The sequence below is a fragment of the Roseateles sp. GW821-FHT02E12 genome, from assembly GCF_059421665.1.
In genome coordinates this window covers 1,501,177-1,524,828 of record NZ_JBWKVK010000001.1, presented here as the reverse complement: position 1 = coordinate 1,524,828, position 23,652 = coordinate 1,501,177, and the positions used below count along the sequence as shown (strand labels likewise).

Genomic DNA, 23,652 nt, shown 5'->3' with positions numbered 1-23,652 from the left:
TGCGACAGCCCCCCGCATCAACCCTTCCCTAATTCCGCGGTTGGCGCCCGAACCCCGCCTCCAGATACTGGCCCGGCATCCACGGCGCAAGGAGCCGGCCATGTCCCAGCGTCAATTCCTGGCCGCCGCCGTCCTGGCGGCCTGCGCGTCACAGGCCCTGGCAGACGGCTATGTGGCCGTCTGGCGCCCGGGGTCGGGCACGCAATGGGTCAAGGCCGGCGTGTCGGCCGACGAGTTCAAGACCGCCGACCTGGACTACTTCAAGCGGGGCCTGCGCATCGTGTCGCTCACCGTGCGCGACGGCAAGCTGACCGCCGTCTGGCAGCCCGGTACCGGCACGCAGTGGGTGCACTGGGACATGAGCGAGGCCGACTTCAAGGCCAAGGACACCGCTTATTTCAAGCAAGGCCTGCGCATCGCCGCGTTCGCGCTGCACAACGGCCGCTTCGCCGCCGCCTGGCGCCCCGGCACCGGCACGCAGTGGGTGCACTGGGGCCTGACGGGCGACCAGTTCAAGGCCAAGGACGCGCCCTACTTCAAGGCCGGCCTGCGCGTCACGCAGATCGAGCTCGACAACGGCAAGCTCGCCGCCGTGTGGCGGCCGGGCACCGGCACCCAGTGGATCCACTGGGGCATGAACGGTGCCGCCATGGAAGCCAAGGACGCCACCTACTTCCCGCAGGGCCTGAGGCTCGCCACGGCATCGTCCGACGGCGGCAGCTACGCGGCCGTGTGGCGCCCCGGCACCGGCACGCAGTACTGGGTGCACCGCCGCTGCTGGGTCGACTTCGCGACCGAGGACTTGGCCTATTTCGGCAAGGGCCTGCGCCTGGGCTTCCTGAAGATGCAGGAAGAGGCCCAGGGCGCCTACCACTACCCGTGGAAGAACGGCGTCACGCGCAACGTCGGCCAGGGCAACAACAACCCCTCGGGCTCGCACAACGGCAGCCAGGCCTTTGCCTTCGACTTCATGATGGACTCGGGCACCGAGATCCGTGCGGCGCGTGCCGGCACCGTGGAGTGGGTGCGCGAAAGCCAGACAACGAACTACGACCCCTCGTCGCCCACGACGGCCACCAACCAGCCCTTCACGCCCGGCAGCCACGACAACTGGGGCAACACGGTGCGCATCCGCCACCTGGGCGGCTTCACGAGCTGGTACTTCCACCTCACGCACAACGGCGTCAAGGTCAAGGAGAACGACAAGGTCGAGGCCGGCACCGTGATCGCGCTGAGCGACAACACGGGCCGCACGACCGGGCCGCATCTGCACTTCCAGGTGCAAGGCGACTCCCTGGACTGGGGCCAGTCGGTCGCGATCAGCTTCAACGGCTGCCAGGTGCCCAAGACCGGCGACAACGTGACCTCGCAGAACGGCAACCCCTGACGCGCTACGCTGCTGCCTTCGGTCACTGACCAGGGGTTCGCATGCAACTGGGCGCCTTTTCAATCAGCCTCGCGGTCAAGGACATTGCTGCCTCCCGCGCCTTCTACGAGGCGCTGGGCTTCACCGCCTTCGGTGGCAACCAAGCGCAGAACTGGCTCATCCTGAAGAACGGCTCGACCGTCATCGGGCTGTTCCAGGGCATGTTCGACAAGAACATGCTGACCTTCAACCCCGGCTGGGACAGCAATGCCCAGGCGCTGCCCGACTTCCTCGACGTGCGGCAGATCCAGCAGCAGCTCAAGGCCCAGGGCCTGACGCTGAGCCAGGAAGCCGACCCCGCATCCATGGGGCCGGGCTACATCTCCCTCACCGACCCTGATGGCAACCCGGTGCTGATTGACCAGCACGTCTGACGACAATGGGCGGATGCGGTTCACGGCATCTATCCCCCTGAATCGGTCCCGCCTGGCGGGGCCGGCTTGAGTCGTTGGTCCACAGGCCCCAGCCTCGCGCCGACGCCTGCTCCTAAAGCGGCCCTGCCCTGGCCGCCCGGCTCACGCCGCGGCCCGACGCGCGCCCTGCTGCTGTCGCTGCTGGCCCACGTGCTGCTGCTGAGCCTGACCTTCGGCGGCGAAGGGCTGGGGCTGCCCGGCCTGAGCTTCCCCTGGCAGGCCCGGCGAGCCGAGGTGCCCGACCTGCGCGTCGTGCTGCTGACGCCACGGGTGGAGCCGGTGCCCGCCGAGGAAACGCCCACCGCGCCGGCCGAGACAGCCGCTGAGACGTCACCGCGCGCCGAGGCGGCCGACGACACACCGCCACCGGCGCCTCCAGCACCCGTCGCTCCCGCCGTCATCGCCGTGGACAAGCCCAGCGAGACGACCTGGACCGTGCCGCCTGCGCCGCCGGCGTCCGCACCCGTCATCGCAGCCTTCGGCGCCGCCTCCAGCCCGGAGGTGACGCGGCTGCGCGAGGCCAGCGACACGGCGTTGAATCGGGAGAGCCAGGTGCGCGCCTCCGAGCTGGCCCAGCTCGACCGTGCCAGGCGCGACGCGCAACAGCAGGCTCAAGCGCAGACCGAACGACTGGCCGCCGCACAGGCCGAGGCCGAACGCCTCGAAGCCGCGCGGCTGGAGGCAGCCAGGCAGGAAGCCGCCCGCAAGGAGGCTGCTCGCCAGGAAGCGGCCAGGGTCGAAGCGGCGCGGCTGGAGGCCGAGCGCCTGGAAGCCCAGAAACAGGCTGCGGCCAGGCAGGAGGCCGCGCGCACCGAGGCGGCACGCCTGGACGCCGAGCGCCAGGAAGCCACACGCCGCGCCGCCGCGCAGCAGGAGGCGACGCGCCAGGAGGCTGCCCAGGCCGAGGCTGCACGCGCGGAAGCCGCTCGGCAAGAGGTTGCCCGCCAGGAAGCGGCACGTGCCGAGGCCGCCCGCCAATCCGCGGCCCGGCAGGAAACCGCCAGGCAGGACGCAGCAAAGGAGGCCGCACGCCAGGAAGCCGGGCGCCAGGAGGCGGCCAGACAGGAAGTCGCCCGCGCCGCCGCCGCCAAGCTCGCGGCCACCAAGGCCGAAGAGGAACAACGCGAGGCCAAGCTGCGCGCCATCGGCCAGCAGCTGAACGAAGAAGCCGCCAAGCGTGACGCGGCTCGCCAGGCCCAGTCCAACCTGCCGTCTTCGTGGAGCAGCGCCCGCCGCGGCCGCCTGTTCGGCCGCACGGATGCCAACGCCGAGATGGTGCTCTACGCCGAGGCCTGGGCGCGCAAGATCCAGCTCAACCAGACCTTCGATCTCGTCCGCGACGCGGTGAAGACGCCGCACACCGACCCGCTCGTGACCGTGGCCATCCGCGCCGACGGCACCGTCGAGTCCGTCAGCTTCTTCCGCTCCAGCGGCGTGCCTGCCGTTGACGACGCCATCCGCCGCGTCATCGAGAGCCAGGCGAACTACCCGGCTTTCCCGCCGGCGCTGGCGCGGGAGTACGACGTCGTCGAGATCCGCCGCACCTGGCATTTCGATTCGGCGATACGGTTGTACTAGCCCCGTTCAGCCCCAGGGTTCTCCCGTCCCTCTTGCTGCACCGCACACAGAGGGAATGTCCCCGATTCGCACTGCAGGTGGGGTGCTAGCGTGAGGTGTTGTTCGTGGTTCCGGCTTGGCCGATGCGCGCGGCCGGACGCTCTGTTGATTCCCGTCGCAAAACACCAAGCTAGGAGACACAGATGAGGACTTCCCTTGCCGCGGCCCTGCGCCGCTCCGCCTGTCGAGTCGGGCTGCCGCTGCTGGCGGCCTTCAGCCTGGCCGCCCCGGCCGCCGCCAGCACGCTGACGCAGAACGTGTCGTGGACCATCGACCGCGCCGGCACGACCGCCAAGTACCGCATCGTCGCCTACGGCGACTCCATCTACGCCGGCTACAACGGCTCGGTGCTTAACGCCGCCAAGTACGCCGCGCCCACGGTGGACGCCGAGTACCTGTCCGCACTCTGGAACGCCGACATCGAAAGCGTGCGCCGCGCCAAGTCCGGCGCCGTCGCGTCCGACGTCTACGCCAACAAGATCGTGGCCGAGAAGTCCTACATGCAGGCCGCGTCCACCCGCGTCGTCACCTTCGAGATGTGCGGCAACGACGGCCTGCAGGCCCGCTCCGCCTTCAAGAGCCAGACCGGCACCTGCAACTACGCCGGCATGGACGCCGCCGTGAACAGCTGCAAGACCTATGTGGCCGCCGCGATGGACTTCATCAACGCCAACGCCTACGCCGGCGTGAAGCTCAAGCAGATCTCCAACCTGCACTACCCCGGCTACAACGCCGACAACACGCAGAGCAGCTGCAAGGACGCGACCACGGGCGCCACCGTCAACATGCGCGACCGCTTCCTGCCCAAGATCGCAACGATGAACTACTGGATGTGCGAGTACGCCCGCCAGAAGGGCTTCAACTGCGCCGACAACTTCGCGCAATACATGGGCGGCGATTACGACAGCAACGGCGACGGCATCATCGACTCAGACGGCCTGCGCTACGTGCCCGGGGAGAGCGAGGCCAGCTACGTCACCCGCATCACGACGACGCTGAAGTCCACCATCCGTGACGCCAACGCCAAGTTCGTCTCCAGCAGCAGCAGCTACGACTACATCCAGTCCGACGACACCCACCCGACCTACAGCGGTGGCACCGTCTCCGCCGGCATCTTCGGCGGCACGACAGGCTCTGGCGCACCGCGCTACACCTCGTTCGCGAGCGGCAAGAACCCGATCTGGAACCAGTACGGCCATGAGCGCATGGGCTGGGCAATTTCCACCTCCAACCCGGCGGCACCGTGAAGCGCTGAGCCACGGCGGGCCACGCGAATGAACGAGCGCAAGCCAACGCCATCGAGCGACGCGGCCTGGGGCCCGTCGCCGTGGTGGCTCGCCATCGCGCTGGCACTCGTCGCCGGCGGCATCGCGCTGTGGTGGCCGGCCGCTGACGCCCCGGCGCCCGCGGTGCCGGTGGCCGCGGCGGTTGCCCTGAGCCTGCCCGCCGCGCCGGCACCACAAGCCGAGCCGAGCGCACCGGCAGCCCCGGCGGCGGTGAGCCTGGCGAGCATCGCAGCGCCCGCCGCCCCTCCTACCCGCATCCCACGCCTGCGCGACCCGGGCGGTGACCAGACCCCCGACCTGGCCGACTACGTCAACGAAGGCGAACGCCCCACGATGGCTGAAGTGATTGACCGCCTGCACGCGGCCGGCGTGCGCACCGGCCTCGGTGCCTTCTCGCCGCCCGGCACGCGGCCACCGCTGATCGGCCTGGCCGTGCCCGAGAGCTTTGCACTGCCGCCCGGCTATGTGCGCCACCACCAGGCCACCGACGACGGCCAGCGCATCGAGCCCATCCTGATGTTCTCGCCGGATGCGCAGACGCTGGTCGTCAACGGCCGCACGGTCGCCGTGCCGGCCGACCGCGTCGTGCCGCCCGAGCTGGCGCCGCCGGGGCTGCCGATCCGGCGCATCGTCGTGCCTGCGCGCGTGGACGGCGCGCGTTGACCCTCGCCGCCTTGCCAAGCCGGCTCGCCCGCAGCCGGTGGACCGGTGTTGTCATGGCCGCGCTGCTGTGCGGCCTGTACGCCCGCGGCGGCCCTGCGTGGATGCTGGGTTTCGTCGCCCTGGTGCCGTGGCTGCGCACGCTGGATGCTGAAAGCCGGCTCGGCCCCACGCTGCTCGGTGCCTGGGCGATGTCGGTCGCCTACACGGCCGCGGTGTTCTTCTGGTTCGGCAGCGCGCTCGGGGCCTACACGCAGGTCGGCGCGGGCGCGGGCCTGGCGATGCTGCTGCTCCTGGCGCCGCTGTTCCAGCCGCAGATCCTCGTCTTCGCCGCCGTGCGACACCTTGTGAGGCGGCAGCGTGGCGCGGTGATCGGCGCGCTCGCCGGCGCGGCCGCCTGGGTCGCCGCCGAATGGGCGTTGCCGCGGCTGCTGGGCGACACCCTCGGCCACGGCCTCTATCCCGCCCGCCTGCTGCGCCAGGCCGCGGACTTGGGCGGCGCCACCGGGCTGACCGTCGTGCTGCTGCTGGCCAACGAGGCGGTGGCCGCCGCCCTGGCCCGCCGCCGCGAGGGCCTCCGTGGGGTCGCGGCCCCGCTCGCGCTGGCGGCCCTCGGCCCGTTGCTGCTGGCGGGCTACGGCCTCACCGCGCTGCAACCCGAGCCACCCTCTGCCGCCAAGCCGCTGCGCCTGGGCCTCGTCCAGTCCAACATCACCGACTACGAGCGCCTGCGCCGTGAGAAGGGCGCAGGCGCCGTCGTGCGTGAGGTGCTCGACACCCATTTCGCGATGAGCTACGACGCGGTGGAGCGCCAGCATGTGGACGCCGTGCTGTGGTCCGAGACCGTCTACCCCACCAGCTTCGGCCAGCCCAAGAGCGAGGCCGGCGCCGAGCTGGACGCCGAGATCCGGGCCATCGTCGACGCGGCCGGCGTGCCCTTCGTGTTCGGCACCTACGACCGGGACGCGGACGGTGAATACAACGCCGCCGCCTTCGTCTCGCCTCGCAGCGGCCTTCTGGGCATGTACCGCAAGACCCGGCTCTTCCCATTCACGGAGTACCTGCCCGCCTGGGCCGACACACCCACCGTGCGCGGCTGGCTGCCCGGCGCCGGTGCCTGGCGGCCGGGCTCGGGGGCACGCGTCTTTCCGCTGCGCCTGGCCGATGGCCGCGAGGTGCCTGTACTGCCGCTGATCTGCCTGGACGACACCGACGCCGGCCTCGCGATTGCCGGCGCACGACTGGGCGCGCAGGTCATCCTGACGATGTCCAACGACTCCTGGTTCACCGACCACACGCAGGGAGCCGCACTGCACCAGGCGGTGGCGGCCTTTCGCAGCATCGAGACCCGGCTGCCGCAGTTCCGCGTCACGACGAATGGCTTCAGCGCCGTCATCGATGCCCGCGGCGAGGTCATCGCCGCCACGCGTATGGGCGAGCGCACGCTAGTCATCGGCGACCTGCCGGTGCGCGACCCGGCGCCCACGCTGATGGTCGCCTGGGGCGACTGGGTCGGGCAGGCGGCAGCCGGCTTCCTCGTGGGGCTGGCCGCGCTGGCGGTGCTGCGGCGCTGGCTGGGCGCGATGGCCGTGGCGGCGCCGTCGACGCTGCCCGCCGAAGTCGTCGTGCTGCCGCCTGCCGCCCGCGCGGTGGCCGGCCTGTTGCGTTTGATCTCGCGCGGCGGCGCGCTGGCCATGGGCGCAGCGGTGCTGTGGGGCGACGGCACGCTGCAGACGAACACCTTCGCGCTGATCCGCATGTTCACGGCCCTGTGCCTCATCCCCGAGGCCGCGGCCTGGGCGGTGCTGCGCGCCTGCATCGCGAAGGTCACGCTGGCGGACGGCCTGCTGGCGCTGACGCGTGGCACGAGGCGGCTGGAGATCCCGCTGCGCGACATCGCCGCCATCGAACCCTGGCGTTTGCCCCTGCCCGGCGCCGGTGCTTGGCTGCGCCTGAACTCGGGCGCGCGCTGGCCCCACGGCCTTGGCCTGCCCGATCCCTGGGCCTTGGCCGGCGCCCTCGGCCTGCCCGTGCACGAGCAGCCCTCCGCGCCTGCCTGGTGGGCCTGTGCACGCAGCCGCGCGCAGCGGCCACCCAGCCGCCTCGCGCAGCCGGCGGTCAAGTTCCTGCTGCTGCCCTTCCTGCTGGCCGTGCCCGCCTTCCAACTGCACCAGAAGATCGCCTACGGCAGCGCGTTCGGGGAGTTCTACAGCTACGGGCTGGCGGCCTATCTCCAGGCATTTGCGCTGTGGTGGGCGGCATGGATTGCCGGCGTGGTGCTGTGCGCGGCGGCGGTGCGGGCGGTGATCGAGGTGGGCGCGTTAGCGGGCGGATTGGTGCGGCCACAGCAGGCGCTGCCGGTGCGCGCCTGGCTTGAACGGCTGGGGCTGCTCGCGTTGTATCTGGGCTTGCCGGCCTGGCTGCTGCTGCGCGCCGTGGCCCATTGACCCCTGAAGCGGGTTGCTCGACCGCATGTGGCTGCGGTGATGGGCTGCGCCTGGGATTACTCGGAAGGATGAAAACTGGTAGAAAAGGTCTGAAGATCAGCGTTCACCAGCGGGTGATCGCCAGGGAGAGCGCAAGGGTGTTTGAAATTCCTGACTTCAGTACCTGTGACGGCAAGCCCCACGCCTTCCGGCACGCCGGCTAAAGCGATGGGTAGCGCGCCCGTGCACCTGCTCATCGTCGACGACCACGCGGTGTTGCGCATGGGCCTGGCGCAGCTGCTGCTTGAATTGCCTGGTGGCTGCGAGGTCAGCCAGGCGGCCGACCTGGCGCAGGCGCAGGCGGTGCTGGCGGCGCGGCCCGACGTGGCGCTGGTGGTGCTGGACGTTCACCTGCCCGGCATGGCGCCGCTGCAAGCACTGGCCACGCTGCGGCTCGGTTTTCCGCTCTTGCCGGTGCTGTTGCTGTCTGCCGATACCGACCCCGATCTGGCCAGTCGCGCACTGCGCGAAGGTGCCTCCGGCTGGCTGCCCAAGAGCGTTGACGGGCGCACGCTGCTCGCTGCGGTGGAACTCGTCATGCAAGGCGGCTGCTACGTGCCGGCGTTCCTGCGCCAACGCTCGACGGCAGTGGCTGAAGAATCGCTCACTGAGCGCCAGCTGGAAGTGCTGGCGCAGTTGATCCAGGGGCGCAGCAACAAGGAAATTGCCCGCGCGCTGAGCATGGCCGAACCCACCGTGAAGGGTCATCTGGTCACCGTCTTCCGCGTGCTCAGGGTGCGCAACCGCGCGGAAGCGGTGAGCGCTGGGCAGGCGCATTTGCGCGAGCATCGGCGGTTTTTGTAGGCTCAATTTCGCATCCGCCGCCGAGCCGACGCGGCGAAGACCGCCAGCCCGATGCCGAGCAGCACATCGGACGCCGGCTCCGGCACGCTGGAAACGTTGATAGCCCCGCCGATTGGCGAAGTAGCGAGCTCCGCCAGGGTCGAATCGAGCAGCACGACATTGCTGAACAACAGGTCGCTTTGCCCCGTGGCGAGTGCCTGAAACCACAGGTGCACGACAAGGCCGTCGCCCGTTGCGCCGGGACCAGGCCCGAGCAAGGTGCTGGCCGTGTATGACACCGTGCCGGCGATGTTGTCGATGGCGCCTGGGACGAACGACGTTGCCCGGCCACCCGCCGTCAGGTGGGCGCCCTCAAGAACGTCGTTGACCTGGACGATCGTCGGATCGAAGGCGACATCGAACTGGAAGCCGTACAGGTCTGTGGCGTCGGCAACGAGCACGCTCAACGTGAACGTGTCACCGACATGCACCGCAGCAGGCTGGGCAGTGAACGAGAGGGTCGTCGCCGACGCGGGCACCGCCAGGAGCGCCAGAACGATCCCCCACAAGAAGGTCTGCTTCATCATTTCTCCTTCGATCAATCACGTTGAACCGATGTATTCAGGTCGCCGACGAGGGCTGCGCGCCGTCTCGTTCGTTGACGATCCGTCAGGGGCAGGTCGTGCCCGCCGGAAGCTTCTGCGCAACAAACGACAGGTCCCGGATATCGACCACGCCGTCGCCATTCGTGTCCGCCGTCGCATCGAACCCGGGCATGCCGGCTCGCTTGCCAAACGAAGCCTTCACGACAGCGTGATCCCGGCAGTCAACGACGCCGTCGAAGGTCACGTCTCCAGGCATCGTCACGACGGTGAACGTGGCGGAACCCGTGCCCGTATTGCCGGCAACATCGGTGGCAGCAGCGCTGTATCTGTGGCTGCCTGGGCCGAACGAAGAAGCCAGGCCCCGGATGTCTGCACAGGTGCTCGATGCAACGCCGGAGTGCTTTTCCAAGACCTCGCACCGGATGTCGATGTTCTGTCCTGGCGCGTACGAGCCCAGATTGCCTCTGTAGACGATGGCGGGCGGTGTCTTGTCGATCTTGACCGAGACGATGTTGCCGTTTTCGCTCTTGTTCCCCGCGCCGTCCACGGCGAACTTCAAGCTGGAGGACGCCGTGCCTTCCTTGCTCAGGGTCTGGTCGGCGGGGCAGTCCGCGACGCCGGAACCGCCCACGTCCGCACAGGTGAAGTGGACGACCACGTTGCTGGTGTACCAGCCGCCGGGGCCGGGCTGCGTCGTCGCAGCCGCCGTGACGGTCGGAGGCGTCATGTCGATCCGGACGGGACTGGCCGCGAAGCTGACCGTGTACCCACCGCCCGACAAGGTGTAGGTGAATCCATCCGGAAGGTCCTCTGACACCACCGCGCGGTTGGCAACGCAGGCCACATCGCAAACCGGGTTGATCACGACCTGCCTGTTCGCCCAGGTACCGGGGTTGTAGGGCCTGCCGTCAGATGTCACCAGGGAGTAACCGAAGCTCGGGCGATTGAACGTGACGCCGGAGTTCACGCTGGCAACCGCCGTGATGAAACGCGCCCCCGGGAAATCGGCGCTGATGATCCCGACGCGACTCTGGGCAAAGTGGAATTGCGGGCGCATCACATAGTCCGCCACCAGCGTATTCATTCCTTCGTAGGAGATCGTGCACAGGCCGAGGGCGCATCCGGTGCGTGGAAAGTCGGGATACGTGGAAGCATTGGCCGTGATGCCGTCCACCAGCCCGGTGGACAGACGCGGAGCGCCCGTCTGCGAACTGGAATGGCCGCTGGCGAAGAAATACGGAAACCCACCGTCCGAGCCACCGATGCCGATGCGGTAGAAGTCCGTCGAGCCAGCCGTTGTGGCGGCCTCTGCAAGATGGCCTTTGACAGGAAGCCAGAGCCAGTCATAGAGATCAAAATTCCCACGCAGCTTTTCGAATTTCCGGTCCGTAAACCCCGATGAATTGTCGAATCGATAGTATTGATTGGCCGCCAGCGCGGTACCCATGTATTGTTGAGTGATCAGCAGCTTGCCGCGGGCGTCGCACGAGTTCGGATCAGGTTTTGCATTGACAGGGCGAACCGGCCCCAGGGACACCAGGTCTGCACGAGGGCAAGTGCTGGGCAGCAGGTAATCCGAATACTTTTGCCCCGTTGCCACACCGTCAAGGACGGCTTCTCTTTGCAGCAAGGCACTGAGCGCCGGCCCGGGGTTGCACTTACAGTCGGCCTCCTCCATGACGACCCGCATGATGACTATTTCCGACGGATTGTTTTTCAGGAATGCAAGGGTCGGCCGCAGCACGCCGCCTTCGAATTGAAGGAACATGTCGACCCAGCTGTGAAATACCAGCAGTTCGCAGTTCGGCGACGAGTAGTATTGATTGCAGTCTTGAAGGGCAAAGCGGTCGTAGTATTTAAGGCGAATATCGAGATACCTGATGCCGGAATCCAGTTGTTCGCGAATACTCATGGTCTGCGTTTGCGCGATTTCACCGCCCACGCCCGTGTAGGTTCCGCTGTCATGCGTTCCCGGCAGAGAAAGTTCGGTGAGTTTTTTCGCCTTGCCGATGGTCAGCATCCATTGGGGGTTATGCGCAGCGGCCCCGGAATCGTGCCAATAGGCGCCGTCGTTGTGTGCCAGCGCGGGTGATTGGCAATAGAACACCGCCAATATCAGCGCCAGCATCACCGCCATGCGCCGCCCAGTATGGGCAATCAATGTCAGCATGGAATGCTCCCCGTCAATGGTGTGGAATCTCATCACTGCTCGCTCGATCCGCTGGCGCGCGGCGGCGGCATTGCCAAGGCCCGCCTAACAAACCCGTCGCACGCAAGTTCAGGCCAGTCTAGGTAGCGCCGCACGGGCTGCCCAGCCGACAGACGGATGGGGCGGCTGATCCGTTTGGATGGGTAGTGGCCCGGCAGGCACTGCAGGTGGCGGTCAAGCGCGTGGTGGGGCGCTGCGCCAGCGGCACGCTCACACTGAAACAGTCGTCACGACGGCCGCTTTGGGCTGAGAGCGGTCTTCTATGCTCTCGTCTGATCAACCCTGTCCACACCATGCTTCCAGCTGACGCGCCCCTGGATAGACCACGGCTGTACGTCGATCTCAATGAGATGGTGGAGAGCGACTTGGTCCTGCTGTCTGCAGAAGATTCCAAGGCGGATTCCTCTGGCGCAAGCGTCTATCTGCAGGAGGGGCTGGTTGTGGACATCTATATGGATGACGTCGACGACCACGGCCATGCCGACCCGTTGGTTGCACGCGGCACAGTTGAGGCGACAGCGGAGCGCGGTTGGGCACGACACGTGAAGTGGTGCTGCCGAATCAGTCCACCTGGGATTCAGCGGCTGTCGGAATTGCGCGTGTAAGTCCGCTTCCGCTGCAAAGCCCTCATCCGTCGCTGCCACTAGGCCGCCCGCCGCCCTCGCCCACCAATTGAAGACCGCCCTGAGCGCGGCCGACCCTAGCGCGCCGGCGCTGCCGCCGCCGTACTCAGAATGCCCTGGATCATGGCCTCCGAATAGAACTCGCCGCTGCTCTCACTGCGGGCCAGCATGGCGCGCCACAGGGGCACCGGCGCCATCGCATAACCCTTGAAACGCTTGAAGCCGCAGGCGTAGAGGCCGCGATAGACCGTCAGGTCGCCCTGGAGCTGATCGCACTCCTTGAGCAGCTTTTGCGTGTACTGCTCGCTCATCTCGTCGCTGAAGATGCCGGTCGAACGCAGGGCCTCCAGCATGAGGGCCTCCGCGCCGCCTTCGTGGACCCAGGGATCGCTCTCGCCGACACCGCCGCGCGCCACGTTGACCTGCCACACGTGCGCCATCTCGTGCGCCACCAGGCCCGCGATGTAGCTGCGCTTCTTGGGGTGATCGTCGACCAGGCCGCGACCTTCGAGGCGGTAGGCAATGCCGCCACCCACGGCGCCGCCCTTGATGCTGATGCCGCCGGGCGGGCCGTCGAAGCCCACCACGGCCAAGGACACCAAGGGCGTGCCGATCAACTTGCGCTGGAGCGCCTGCTCGTAGAACTGCGACACCTTGGCGGTCGTGTCCCGCAGCACCTCGCGCAGCCAGGCTGGCGCCTGCGGGTCGATGATGACGTCCACCTGGCCCATGCGGGCCGGCTTGTTCGGCCCGAAGTAGGCATAGCCCTCCAACTCGGTGCCGGGCTTGGCCGGTGCGGCCGCCGTTTCACCGGGCAGGCCGCGCATGTGCAGCGCGACATCCATGGTTCGCGTGCGCTCGCCTTGGGTCAGCGCGCCGTACAGGAAGCCGAGATAGAAGTCCCACCCGCCGTCGGAGAAGCGGTTGATCGGGGCATATTGCCCGCCCTCGGCAAACTCGTCGTAGGCGCCAATCTCGACGCTCAGCTTTGTCAGGGGCTTGGCGCTGCGCAGGCTTTCGTGGTCGGCGCGGCCGGCCAGCTCCACCCCCGGCGTCAGCACGCGCCAGGCTTGCCCGCGGTAGTTGCGGATGGGTGCACCCAACTCGATGGCGGTGATGGGTTCCGAGAAAACGTAGTCGGCCCGCCACTTGTCCGCAGCGATGTGCGTCAGCGTCAGCTCGGTATGCAGTGGCGCCGGCGTAGCGGCGTGCGCGGTGCCAAGGAGTGTGGCGAGCAGCAGGCACGCCCACACCGGGATCGACGAAAGCTTCATGCGAAAAGGCCTTGGCAGATGGGGCCGCGATGGTAGCTGCGGCTCTACGTTGAACATCGGTTCCCGCCACTCGATCAGAAGCCTCCGATATGCTCCCACCCCAGTTGTACATACAAGTGGAGCACTCCCATGACGACCTATGACATCGTCATCGCCGGCGGCGGCGTGTCGGGCCTGTATTGCGCGCTGCGCCTGGCCGATGCCGGCCACCGCATCCTCGTGCTGGAGGCCGCGGCCGACCGCTGGGGTGGGCGCATCGAGACCGAGGACATGGACGGCTTCATCGCCGAGTACGGGCCGATGCGTTTCGAGCCGACGCTGCAGCCGCGCTTTGCCGCCCTGTGCGCCGAGCTGGGCGTGGGCCTGGTGGACTTCTCCGGCCCCTCGGCCGACCAGCTCGCCACCAACGATGCCGACCTGCCCGAGGCCGAGCGCGGGCTGAACTCGCTGCAGCTGCTGCAGCGCGGGATCATGCTCATCATGGGCCGCGCGCCGGATGACCAGGCCTGGATCGACGCGCTGACCGAGGCCGACTACATGCGGCTGCGCAAGCATGCCCAGCTGCATGGCCAGCCGCTGTGGGACATGGGCTTCTGGAACGCGCTGTCGGCCCAAGGGGTGTTGAGCCACCGGGCGCTGGTGAAGCTGCGCGACACCGGAACTTTCTATCACATGATCCCGGAGAACCTGAACGCGGCCGAATGGATCATCTGGTGGCTGCGCGCGCTCAAGACCGTGGGCCAGCAGCTGGCCAGCATCGAGGGCGGTTCGGCCAAGTTGACCGAGGGGCTGCTCGCGCGGCTGCGCGGCCACGCGAACGTGACGATGGCCGGCGGCCACAAGCTGATGGGCGTGCGGCCCGTGGAGCTGGGCAAGCCGACGCTGGCACTGGACGTGGCAACGCAGAACGGCGCACTCACGCTGCGCGCCGAGCGCCTCATCCTCGCGCTGCCGCGGCTGCCCTTGCTCAAGCTGACGCGCCACCTGCCCGAGCACGTCGCCTCGCAGCTGGACAGCGTGAACGGCTTCCCGATGCTGAAGGTCTTCTTCGTCTGCAACATGCCTTGGTGGAGCCATGGCCAGGCGCCGCAGCAGTACGCCAACTGCATGCCCACGCGCGAGATCCACTACTTCCGCCGCCCGCCCGAGGCCGATGCCGATGGCCACGGCATGGTGCTGCTCTACATGGACCGCCCGTCCACCGAGTTCTGGCGCCACTACGTCATCGACGGCGACCACCACGACCGCGCCGAGCTGGACCAGAACGCGCGCATCGTGGACGCCTTCGCCCTCTTCGTCGCTCGCGACGTGAAGCGCTCGGCGGAATCGAACGCCGAATCGGCCCTGAAGCTGACCGACAACGCCCGCCGCATCTTCGGCGGCCTGAGCCTGGCGGAAACGGCCGGCTACATCCGCAACTCCATCATCACCTACGGCATCCGCGACTGGGCGCGCGCGCCCTACGGCGCTGCCAACCACGGCTGGCAACCGGGCGTGCGCTCGTGGAAGGTGATGGAGGCCTTCAAGGCCTTCGACTTCGGCAGCGGTGCGCGCAATCTGCACATCGTCGGCGAGGCTTATTCGGACTACCAGGGCTTCATCGAAGGTGCGCTGAACAGCGCCGAGCTGGCGCTGGCGACCATACCAGCGCAGCCCGTGGACGAGGCCGCACAGGAGCCTGGCCTGGGCCTCTCCTGAGGCGCCTGATACCAGTTGCGAATGGCTATCCTGCCGTCCACCGAAGGAGGTGGTGATGAGCAGGAAGTGGCTGGCGCTGGTGGCGCTGACGATGGGGATGACGGGCGCGCAAGCGGCCGATACGGGCTCGATGGACTGGGTGCGCGCCCAGATGAAACCGATGGCGGCGAACTCGCCCGCCGAGCTCAGCGACGCGCAGTTGCAGGCCTTCGGTGATGCGATCGGCAACGCCCGCGTCGTGGCCCTGGGCGAGCAGACGCACGGCGGCCGCCAGGAGTTCGAACTCAAGACGCGGCTGCTGCGCTATCTGCACGAGCGCAAGGGCTTCGACGTGCTGCTGCTGGAGAGCGGCGTGTTCGACGTCGCGCTGTTGCAGCAGGCCATGCAGCGCGGCGAGAAGCTCGATGCGCTGGCGCCGGGCAACGTCTTCTACATGTACTCAAAGAGCGACGCAGGGCGAACGCTGCTGCGCTATCTTGACGAGGCGCAGGCAGGGCCGAAGCCGATGCTGCTGTCGGGCATCGACAGCCAGCTCAGCGGGGGCTTGAGCCGCATTGAGCTGCCGCCACGGCTGCGCGCCAGGCTGCAAGGCGACGCCAGCGACTGGCCGGTGTTCGAGCGCCTGGCCGACAAGCTGATGCAGATGGACCGCACGCCACCCTCCAGCGGCGACGCGAAGACCTTTGAGGCGGTGGCCGCGCGGTTGAAGGCCACGCTGTGCAAGCCCGGTGGCGACGAGCTGCTGTGCCGCAGCCTGGCCGGCCTGCGGGCCCAGGCGGCCAACTTCTGGCGCGGGGACTATCTGCGGGATCACGAGATGGCCAACAACGTGCTGTGGCAGCTGCAGCGCGTCTACCCGGGCCGCAAGGCCGTCATCTGGGCGCACACCATCCACGTCGCACGCGGCGTGAAGTTCGACGACAGCCATCGCTACGCCGGCGACATCCTCGGCCAGAAGCTGGGCCGCGACTACTACGTGCTGAACCTGACCGCGCTGCAAGGCAGCTTCTTGGAATTCGCGTCGGGCGAGGTGCTGCCCATGCCGCCCGCCTATCCGCGCAGCCTCGAAGCGGCCTTGGCCAGCGACCCGGCCGGCTTTGCCTTCCTCAACGCGCCCAAGCGCCTCAAGATCGGCCTGCCGGCCCGCGGCATGGAGTTCGGCTACAGCATGCCCCTGGGCACCGGCGTCGGCCTGGGTGCGCAGTGGGACGGCGTGTTCTACATCCGCGACCTGGCGCCGGTAAAGATGGAGCGGTGAAGGCGCACGGCCCGCGAGGGAATGCTCAGGCAGAAAGCCCGCGTGGGTGCAAATGTGGCTTGCCATCGCGCTTGACAGATCGCGGGGCAGGCCTTGCACGCCACAGCAATCGACGGCGTTCTCTGGTGAGCGCGTTCAATTGGGTCAGCAAGCTGGCATCAATGGCCGCCGCGGCAGCAAGACGCCCCATGAGTTGCTCAGTTGCGATCAGCCGCGCCTCCAAATCCTCCATCTGCGCGACAACTTGCCGAACCTGCTCGATGCGCGCCAGATGCTGCGCAGGTACGTGCGCTCCATCGGATGCAAGCAAGACGCCGGTCACCAATCGCTCTTCATCAAGCGCGTAGCACCTGCCGCTATGCGGCAGATAGCCATGCTTGCGCACGCAGGCGATGGCGACATCAAGAAACTCCTCGTCAGCGTCAGGCCCCGAGAACGTCAGGTCGTCAACATAGCAACTGAAACGCAGGTCTCGCTCAACAGCCAAGCAGTGGAGTTCATCCAAAAGCGGCCGTACGACGTGAAAGGCCAGCACGAGACTCACGGAGCTACCGATGGGAAGACTGCCACGATGCGTACAAAGCCGCGCGAGTATTGCGGCGCAATCCTGCGAGCATTGCAGCGCGGTAGCGAAGAAGTCCCACACCCTCTCTCGGGTGACTGAAGGAAAGAAATGCCGGATGTCCAGCTTCGCCAGCCTCTGTGCACCGAGATGCACCAAGGCATTGGTCACATGCGAGCGACCGGCCCGTCCTGAGTGCAGATAAGGTGGCAGTTCCAAACGATTGAGCAACTCGCTCACGCGTGTGTGCACGACCTGCAAAAGAGGCTTGGCCACGTCGATCTGTCGCTGCTTGCCGCCAGTGACGCGGATGACCGAACGATAGTTGTCGGATTGATTGCAAAGCTGCTCCAGCTTCGGCAAGGGCAGGCCGAGCAGGTCGCGAGCCAGGCGCCGCCGGCTCTGTATGCGATAGAACGGACTTTGGTTCAACGCATAGCTCACACTCAACTCCTCTTGAGGCTTCGAGAGGCTTCGAGAACCAGCTCATGACAGACCGCCGAAGGTCCTGATCAACCAGGCCACGCTGGCCGTGGCTCTAAGCACCAACTCCAGCTTTGCAAGCCAGCTGCTTCTCGACTCGCGCCGACGGCGAGGACGTCGTTGCTGCTTTGCCATTGAAGGCATCCTTTCTTCACGGCGCCTCCACATCGGAGGCTCCATCTAGCCGCAAAGATAGGCAAAGACGTCGGCGCGTTAATCCCCTCGTGACTCAACTGTTCGTCAGTATCCAGCTCTGACGGTCCAACGCGCCACCCGACCAGCGGTCGGGCCACGCGAGGACTGGGCAGAGGCTTCGCAGCCTCCTCGGACCGAAGTCCCGTTGTCCACATCGCAGGTCATTTCGCACTAGCGATGCCAAATTAGGCGACACACCAACCAGATTCGATCAAGGTAAACGCGGAGTAGCGCAGCAAGTTCAAACCGCCTTGAACCACAGCCGCTGGAACAGCGGCGAGCGGCAGGACAGCCGGCCGTTGACGACGGCCATGCCGTCGCGCTCGGCCAGCGTGGCGTGGGTCGGGCCGGCCAGCAGCGACACGCCCAGGCCCAGCCGGTGCGGCAGCGAGGCCCAGCGCAGGCCGATGGCCTCGGCCAGCGTGGGCAGGATGTCGACGTGCGTGAACTCGCGCTGCAGGTCGTCCGCGGCCAGCGCGTGGCCGTGGGCGTCATAGCGGGCCAGCGCATGGAAAACGGTGCGGCCGTGGGCCTCGGGGAGCAGTTCGCCGTTCAGCATGGGCTCGGGGTTGAGGTGGTCGCCCATGATCCAGACGACCTTGGACCGGCCGTCGCGCTGGGCGATGAAGCGCTCCACGAACTGCGCCACGACACGGTCGGTGCAGCGCAGCGCCTCGCGCATCACGTCGGCGGGTTCGTCGTCGTCCTCGTCAGCCTGGCCGACGCCATCCACGCAGCCGCCGTCGTGCGCCCCCGCGGGGCCGTGGGTGTCGACGGTCAGCAGCAGGCTCAGGCGCGGCTCGTCGGCCTGGCGCGGGCGCTGCATGTCGGCCCAGGCCTGCTCGACGAGGTCGCTGTCCAGCAGGCCCCAGCCCGCGGCGGGCACGGCGACGCCGCGTTGCTGCCACTGCTCGGCGCCGAAGCGACGCGCGACGTGGTGGTCTTGCAGGAAGCGGCCCTTGCCGGCGAACTTCAGCGAGGCCCCGCCATAGAAGCTGATGTCCCAGCCCTGGGCCGCCAGCAGGTCGGTCAGGCATTGGCCGCCCTCGAAGAAGCGCCGGCTGTACTCCAGCGAGTTGTGGCTCATCAGGCCCACGGGCTGCAGCGGCAGCCCGCACAGCGCGCTGAACATGCCGCCCACCGTCCAGCTCGCGCCGCTGAGGTTGCGCAGCTCGCCCAGGGTCTGGAAGTCGTCCTGCATGCGCGTGAGCCGCGGCAGCAGCGCCGCGTGGGGTTCACGCGGGCGGGTGTAGCCCTCGTCCAGAGACTCGACGAAGACGACGAGCACGTCGGGCTTCTGCTCGGGCGCCTGCACGCTCGCGCGGCCGGGGTCGGCGTAGTGCCGGGCCAGGTAGTCGCCGCCGTCGGGCTCGGGTTGGCAGGGGTCGGACACCGTCGCGTTGACGGACACGACGGCGCCCGTGCCCAGCAGGGCCAGCAGCGCCCGCCCATGCCAACGCTTCATGCGGCGCAGCAGGAAGAGGCTGAGCACCGTGAGGCCCATCACCGCCAGCAGGCAGCGGCAGGCGCGCCACAGCATGCGCGGGTCGGCGTAGTCCAGGCCGCCGTTCTGCAGGTGGTAGAGCACCTGGTCGGCCGTCACCAGGCCCAGGTAGGTGCGCAGAAACCAGCTCGCGCCGACGATGGTCCAGAGCAGCAGGACGAGGGCCGCCAGGACGGCAGCCCGGGGCGGCGGGAGGGCAGAGAGAAGTCGGTCGGCGGGCATCGCCGGCGAGTCTGCCGACGCCGCTTTGCCGGGGCGCTAGCGGAAGTTTGCTGAGTGTTGGCGCCAGGCAAAGGACTGTGTGCAGCCCCCAGCCCCGGGGCGCCTCAACTGCGCCCGGAGCGCAGCAGCTTCAGCCGCCCGCTGGCCGCCCAGCTGTCCAGCGGGCGGCGGATGTCCTGGCGCAGTTCGTTCTCGCTGTCGGCCTCGGCGGTGAGCATGCCGACCCAGGCGTTGCGGCCCGCCTCCTTGGCCTCGTAGAGCGCGGCGTCGGCGAGGTCGATGGCGGAGCGCCAGTCCAGCGCGCGCGGCATTGCGGGGCACAGCGGGAAGGCCGAGAAGCCGACCGAGCAGGTCTGCGCCAGGCGCACACCGCCTTCGAGCGCGAAGGCCTGCGACGACACGGCCTGCAGGGCCCGTTCGGCCAGCTCGGCGGCCCGGCTGCGCGGTGTGCCGCGGGCGACGATGAGGAACTCCTCGCCGCCCCAGCGCACCAGGTAGTCGGTGGCGCGGAAGACCTGCTGCAGCCGGCCGCGCATCTGCTCCAGCACGGCGTCGCCGGCCATGTGGCCGTGGGCGTCGTTGATGCGCTTGAAGTGGTCGATGTCGATGAGGAAGAAGAGCAGGTCCTGCTCGCTCTCGCCCGCGGTGGGCGCGTCAGCCACCGGCTCGTAGTGGCGCAGCGCCAGCGCCGCGTCGGCCGGCATCTGGCGGTCGAGGAAGCGGCGGTTGCGCAGGCCGGTCAGCGGGTCGGTGAGGCTGGCTTCTTCCAGCTCGAAGGACTTGGCCGTCAGCGCGGCGGTGGCGGCCTCCAGCGCCTCGGTGCGCTCCTGCACGCGCACTTCCAGCACGCGGCGATGGCGCAGCAACAGCCGCGTGCGCATGCTGACGATGGCGGCCACCAGGGCGACGGCAGCGACGACGGCAAGGGCCATGGCCCAGCGCGTCTGCCACCAGGCGGCGCGCACCTCGACGCCGATCTTCAACTCGCTGGGGCTCCAGGCGCCGTCACGGTTGCTGCCCTGCACGCGCAGCTGGTAGTGGCCCGGCGAGAGGTTGGTGTAGGCCGCCGCGCGGCCCAGGGCGCCGCCGGCGTCTATCCAGCCGGCGTCCAGGCCGTCGAGGCGGTAGCGGTAGCGGTTGCGGCCGGGCTGGCTGTAGTCCAGCGACGCGAAACCCAGCGTCAGGCCGCGCTGGCCTGGGGCCAGGACGATGTCGGTGCCACTGGCAGGCAGCGCGCGCTCCTCGCCGTCCACACGCAGCTCCGAGACGACCAGCGGCGGCTTGTAGGTCCAGGGCGAGAAACGCTCGGGATCGATGACGAGCAGGCCGCGCGCGCCGCCGAACAGCATGCGGCCGTCGTCCAGCTTGGCGTAGCTGCGAAACCAGCCGGTGCCGAGGTCGGCGCCGTCGGCCGCGCCCAGCTCACGGCGCTCGCCGCCGTGCGGGTCGTACATGTTGCGCTGCGACCAGATGCGGCCCTGCTTGTCGAACAGCAGGTTGGCGCCGAAGGCCCCGCCAACGTCGGAGGCGCCGATGACCTCGAAGCGCGCCTGCTTGCCGCTGCTCTCAACGAGGCGATGCAGGCCGGTGCCGGTGTCCACCCACAGGCGGCCAGCCAGGTCCACGGCCATGCCGAGCACGGTCTGGCCGGTCAGGCCCTTGGGCTCCACCCATTCGGCCACGGGCTCGTCCGCGCCGGGCTTGGCAACGCGGAACAGCCCGGCGGCGCCGCCGGCCCACAGGCTGCCGTCGGGCAGCGTCGCGAAGGCGTTGACCTCACCGGTGCCGCCGACGAGGCCGGACGTCGGGATGGCGCGCATGGTCGGCTTGCCCGGCGTCCAGCGCATGACGCCGTCCAGCGTGGCGATCCACAGCGCACCGTCGTCGGTGGGGTGGAAGCGCCGCGGCACGGCGTTGCCGCTGCGCAGCGTCTCCTTCCAGCGGCCTTGCGTATCGAAGCGCAGCAACTGGGTGTCGACGGCCACCCAGACGGAGCCGTCCTTGGTCTGCCCCAGGGCATTGATGCGGCCCGGCGGCAGCCCGCCGGCGCCAGGTGCGATCAGCCCCGCGGGCTGCAGCTGGCGGTCGCGGCGCTCGATGCCGCCGGACAGCAGGCCCAGCCAGATCTCGCCGTTGTCCAGCTGCAGGATGCTGCGCACGTCCAGCCCGCCCGAGGCCGAGCCGATCGCTTCGCGCACCATGGACAAGCCTGGCAGCGACGGCACATGGCGCATCAGGCCGCCGCCGTAGCTACCGGCCCAGACGGTGCCCGAAGGGTCGCGCATCAGCGCGCGCACATCGCTGCGCGGCGCGGTGCCGGCGCCGGTGGCGGGCAGGCGTTCGATCAGGCTGCCGTCGGTCGCGCGCCGCCGCGACAGGCCCGAGGCGTCGCCGAACCACAGCTCGTCGGCATCGGGTTGGGCCATGGCCATCACCGGCCAGGCGCCCGAGGTTGCGCCCGGCTGGGCGCCGGGGCTGAAGGGCAGCGGCAGGCCCTGGGGCGACAGCGCGCGCAGGCGGCCCTGGGCCGTGCCGACGATGATGCGGCCGTCCAGCGTCTCGCTGATCAGTGTGACGAGCTGGTCGCCAACGTCCACGTCCAGCGTCTCGATGGGGCCGTCGGCCGTCTTGCGGGCCAGGCCGCGCCAGGTACCTATCCACAGCGTGCCCTGGCGGTCGACGAGCAGGGTCTGCACGCGCGGGTCAGGCAGGCCGTCTTCGCGGCCGCGGTGGTGGGTGAAGCGCTGGGTCTTGACGTCGAAGCGGTCCAGGCCGCCGCTGCCGCCTATCCACAGCGTGCCGTCCTTCTCCAGCGCAAGCGTGCGCACGGTGTTGGCGGCGGGCGCGGTCTCGTCGGCGGACTTGCCGTCGCGGGCCCAGCGGTCCCAGCGCCCCGTGGCCATGTCCATGCGCACCAGGCCGCTGTTGCCGGCGGCTACCCACATCCAGCCGCGCGGGTCGGGCAGCATGGCGCGCACGAATTGCTCGGGCAGCAGCTGGCCGTCGGGGCCGCTCAAGGGGTAGCGCCGGAAGGCATAGCCGTCGAAGCGCAACAGGCCCTCGGGCGAGCCGGCCCACAGCAGGCCGCGGGCGTCCAGGGTCAGGGCCGAGACGACGTTGTCGCGCACGGCGCCGGGCTCGCCGATGGATTCGAAGCGCGGCACCACGGCCTGCGCCCCACCCATCAACCCAACGGCGATCAGCAGGGCTGCACACCCTTTTGTTATCAAGACCCTCATGCCAGCATTCTCAGGCACGGGCACGCCACTGCCGGCAGGGTCTTGCCCTCAGTGAACGTGAATCATCACTGCGCGAGCGGCTTGGTGATCGCGTCGATGCGCTCGACCACCTCCGGCGTGAGCTTGGGCGTCACGGCCAGGGCGCCGAGGTTGTCGTGCAGTTGCTCGATGCGGCTGGCGCCCAGGATGACCGTGGACACGCGCGGGTTGCGGTTGATCCAGGCGATGGCCAGCTGGGCCGTGTTGCAGCCCAGCTCGGCGGCAATCTCGGCCAGCTTGCCGACGGCGTCGTTCTTGGCCTTGTCCTGCAGCTGTTCGCGCATCCAGCTCATGTTCTCCAGCGCGCCACGGCTGCCCGCCGGGATGCCCGCGCGGTACTTGCCGGTCAGCAGACCCGAGGCCAGCGGGCTCCAGGTGGTGAGGCCCAGGCCGATGTCGTCGTACAGGCGGGCGTAGTCCTGCTCGACCCGGCGGCGGTGGAAGAGGTGGTACTGCGGCTGCTCGACGACGGGCTTGTGCAGGTGGTGGCGCTCGGCGATCTCCCAGGCGGCGCGGATGTCGCCCGCGCTCCACTCGCTGGTGCCCCAGTACAGCGCCTTGCCCTGGCGAATGATGTCGCTCATCGCCCAGACCGTTTCCTCGATGGGCGTGTTGGGGTCGGGGCGGTGGCAGTAGATCAGGTCCAGATGTTCCAGCTGGAAGCGCTTCAGCGACGCATCCACCGCCTGCATCAGGTATTTGCGGTTCAGCGTGTCCTTGCGGTTCACCGTCACGCCGTCGCGCGCCAGGCCCCAGAAGAACTTGCTCGACACGATGTAGTCCAGCCGGTTCCAGCCCAGTGCCTTGAAGGCCTGGCCCATGACGACCTCGCTCTCGCCCTGGGCGTAGACCTCGGCGTTGTCGAAGAAGTTGATGCCGGCGTCGAAGGCCGCGGCCAGCATCTCGGTGGCGGCCTGGGTGCCCACCTGGTTGTGATACGTGACCCAGGAGCCGAGCGAGAGTTCGGAAACCTGAAGGCCGGCGCGGCCGAGGCGGCGGTATTGCATGGATGAGTTCCTGGAGCTGAGATGCGGAAAAGCGACAGCTTAAGCGCGCCCCCACCGGCGCGC

At 68.6% G+C, this 23,652-nt stretch carries 17 protein-coding genes; 10 read left to right on the top strand and 7 right to left on the bottom strand.

Annotated elements, in window-relative coordinates; translation table 11 throughout:
- Positions 1-100: 100 nt before the first annotated feature.
- From AC07V5_RS07275 to AC07V5_RS07245, 7 genes are all read left to right on the top strand, one after another.
- The gene (locus AC07V5_RS07275; protein ID WP_495114966.1) at positions 101-1,387 is read left to right on the top strand and encodes a M23 family metallopeptidase; all 1,287 of its coding nucleotides are present in this window, start codon (positions 101-103) and stop codon (positions 1,385-1,387) included.
- A gap of 41 nt (positions 1,388-1,428) precedes the next feature.
- Entirely contained in the window at positions 1,429-1,800 is a 372-nt protein-coding gene (locus AC07V5_RS07270) for a VOC family protein (RefSeq protein WP_495114965.1), read from the top strand.
- A 66-nt stretch (positions 1,801-1,866) separates the two neighbouring features.
- On the top strand, positions 1,867-3,417 hold the full coding sequence (locus tag AC07V5_RS07265) for a TonB C-terminal domain-containing protein (protein WP_495114964.1): 1,551 nt from the start codon (positions 1,867-1,869) through the stop codon (positions 3,415-3,417).
- Between the two features lie 182 nt (positions 3,418-3,599).
- Positions 3,600-4,703, top strand: coding sequence for an SGNH/GDSL hydrolase family protein (locus AC07V5_RS07260; protein WP_495114963.1), 1,104 nt, complete (start codon positions 3,600-3,602; stop codon positions 4,701-4,703).
- Between the two features lie 27 nt (positions 4,704-4,730).
- Positions 4,731-5,405, top strand: coding sequence for a hypothetical protein (locus tag AC07V5_RS07255; protein WP_495114962.1), 675 nt, complete (start codon positions 4,731-4,733; stop codon positions 5,403-5,405).
- Between the two features lie 53 nt (positions 5,406-5,458).
- Positions 5,459-7,849 (top strand): apolipoprotein N-acyltransferase, encoded by a 2,391-nt coding sequence (gene lnt / locus AC07V5_RS07250; protein ID WP_495114961.1) that lies wholly within the window; start codon positions 5,459-5,461, stop codon positions 7,847-7,849.
- A 207-nt stretch (positions 7,850-8,056) separates the two neighbouring features.
- On the top strand, positions 8,057-8,692 hold the full coding sequence (locus AC07V5_RS07245) for a response regulator (RefSeq protein ID WP_495114960.1): 636 nt from the start codon (positions 8,057-8,059) through the stop codon (positions 8,690-8,692).
- 2 nt (positions 8,693-8,694) lie between these two features.
- Here the strand turns inward: AC07V5_RS07245 and AC07V5_RS07240 are convergent, their stop codons facing one another.
- Positions 8,695-9,255 carry a cohesin domain-containing protein gene (locus AC07V5_RS07240; RefSeq protein WP_495114959.1) on the bottom strand — a complete coding sequence of 187 codons (561 nt, stop codon included), beginning with the start codon at positions 9,253-9,255 and terminating at the stop codon, positions 8,695-8,697.
- Positions 9,256-9,340: 85 nt separating this feature from the next.
- Positions 9,341-11,446 (bottom strand): dockerin type I domain-containing protein, encoded by a 2,106-nt coding sequence (locus AC07V5_RS07235; RefSeq protein ID WP_495114958.1) that lies wholly within the window; start codon positions 11,444-11,446, stop codon positions 9,341-9,343.
- Between the two features lie 332 nt (positions 11,447-11,778).
- Between AC07V5_RS07235 and AC07V5_RS07230 the strand changes: the two genes are divergently transcribed.
- On the top strand, positions 11,779-12,090 hold the full coding sequence (locus tag AC07V5_RS07230) for a hypothetical protein (protein WP_495114957.1): 312 nt from the start codon (positions 11,779-11,781) through the stop codon (positions 12,088-12,090).
- Between the two features lie 95 nt (positions 12,091-12,185).
- On the opposite strand, the gene AC07V5_RS07225 is transcribed toward AC07V5_RS07230, so the two are convergent.
- The gene (locus AC07V5_RS07225) at positions 12,186-13,382 is read right to left on the bottom strand and encodes a hypothetical protein (protein ID WP_495114956.1); all 1,197 of its coding nucleotides are present in this window, start codon (positions 13,380-13,382) and stop codon (positions 12,186-12,188) included.
- A gap of 129 nt (positions 13,383-13,511) precedes the next feature.
- Between AC07V5_RS07225 and AC07V5_RS07220 the strand changes: the two genes are divergently transcribed.
- Complete coding sequence (locus tag AC07V5_RS07220) at positions 13,512-15,080, top strand: flavin monoamine oxidase family protein (protein ID WP_495114955.1); 1,569 nt, start codon at positions 13,512-13,514, stop codon at positions 15,078-15,080.
- A gap of 55 nt (positions 15,081-15,135) precedes the next feature.
- Positions 15,136-16,338 carry an erythromycin esterase family protein gene (locus AC07V5_RS07215; RefSeq protein WP_495114954.1) on the top strand — a complete coding sequence of 401 codons (1,203 nt, stop codon included), beginning with the start codon at positions 15,136-15,138 and terminating at the stop codon, positions 16,336-16,338.
- Positions 16,339-16,363: 25 nt separating this feature from the next.
- Here the strand turns inward: AC07V5_RS07215 and AC07V5_RS07210 are convergent, their stop codons facing one another.
- The 4 genes from AC07V5_RS07210 to AC07V5_RS07195 form a co-directional block, all read right to left on the bottom strand.
- Positions 16,364-17,344 (bottom strand): reverse transcriptase family protein, encoded by a 981-nt coding sequence (locus AC07V5_RS07210; RefSeq protein WP_495114953.1) that lies wholly within the window; start codon positions 17,342-17,344, stop codon positions 16,364-16,366.
- Between the two features lie 475 nt (positions 17,345-17,819).
- Positions 17,820-19,304: a sulfatase-like hydrolase/transferase gene (locus tag AC07V5_RS07205; protein WP_495114952.1), complete on the bottom strand. Its 1,485-nt coding sequence runs from the start codon at positions 19,302-19,304 to the stop codon at positions 17,820-17,822.
- Between the two features lie 104 nt (positions 19,305-19,408).
- Complete coding sequence (locus AC07V5_RS07200) at positions 19,409-22,543, bottom strand: diguanylate cyclase (protein WP_495114951.1); 3,135 nt, start codon at positions 22,541-22,543, stop codon at positions 19,409-19,411.
- Between the two features lie 65 nt (positions 22,544-22,608).
- Complete coding sequence (locus AC07V5_RS07195; RefSeq protein WP_495114950.1) at positions 22,609-23,589, bottom strand: potassium channel beta subunit family protein; 981 nt, start codon at positions 23,587-23,589, stop codon at positions 22,609-22,611.
- Positions 23,590-23,652: the final 63 nt, after the last annotated feature.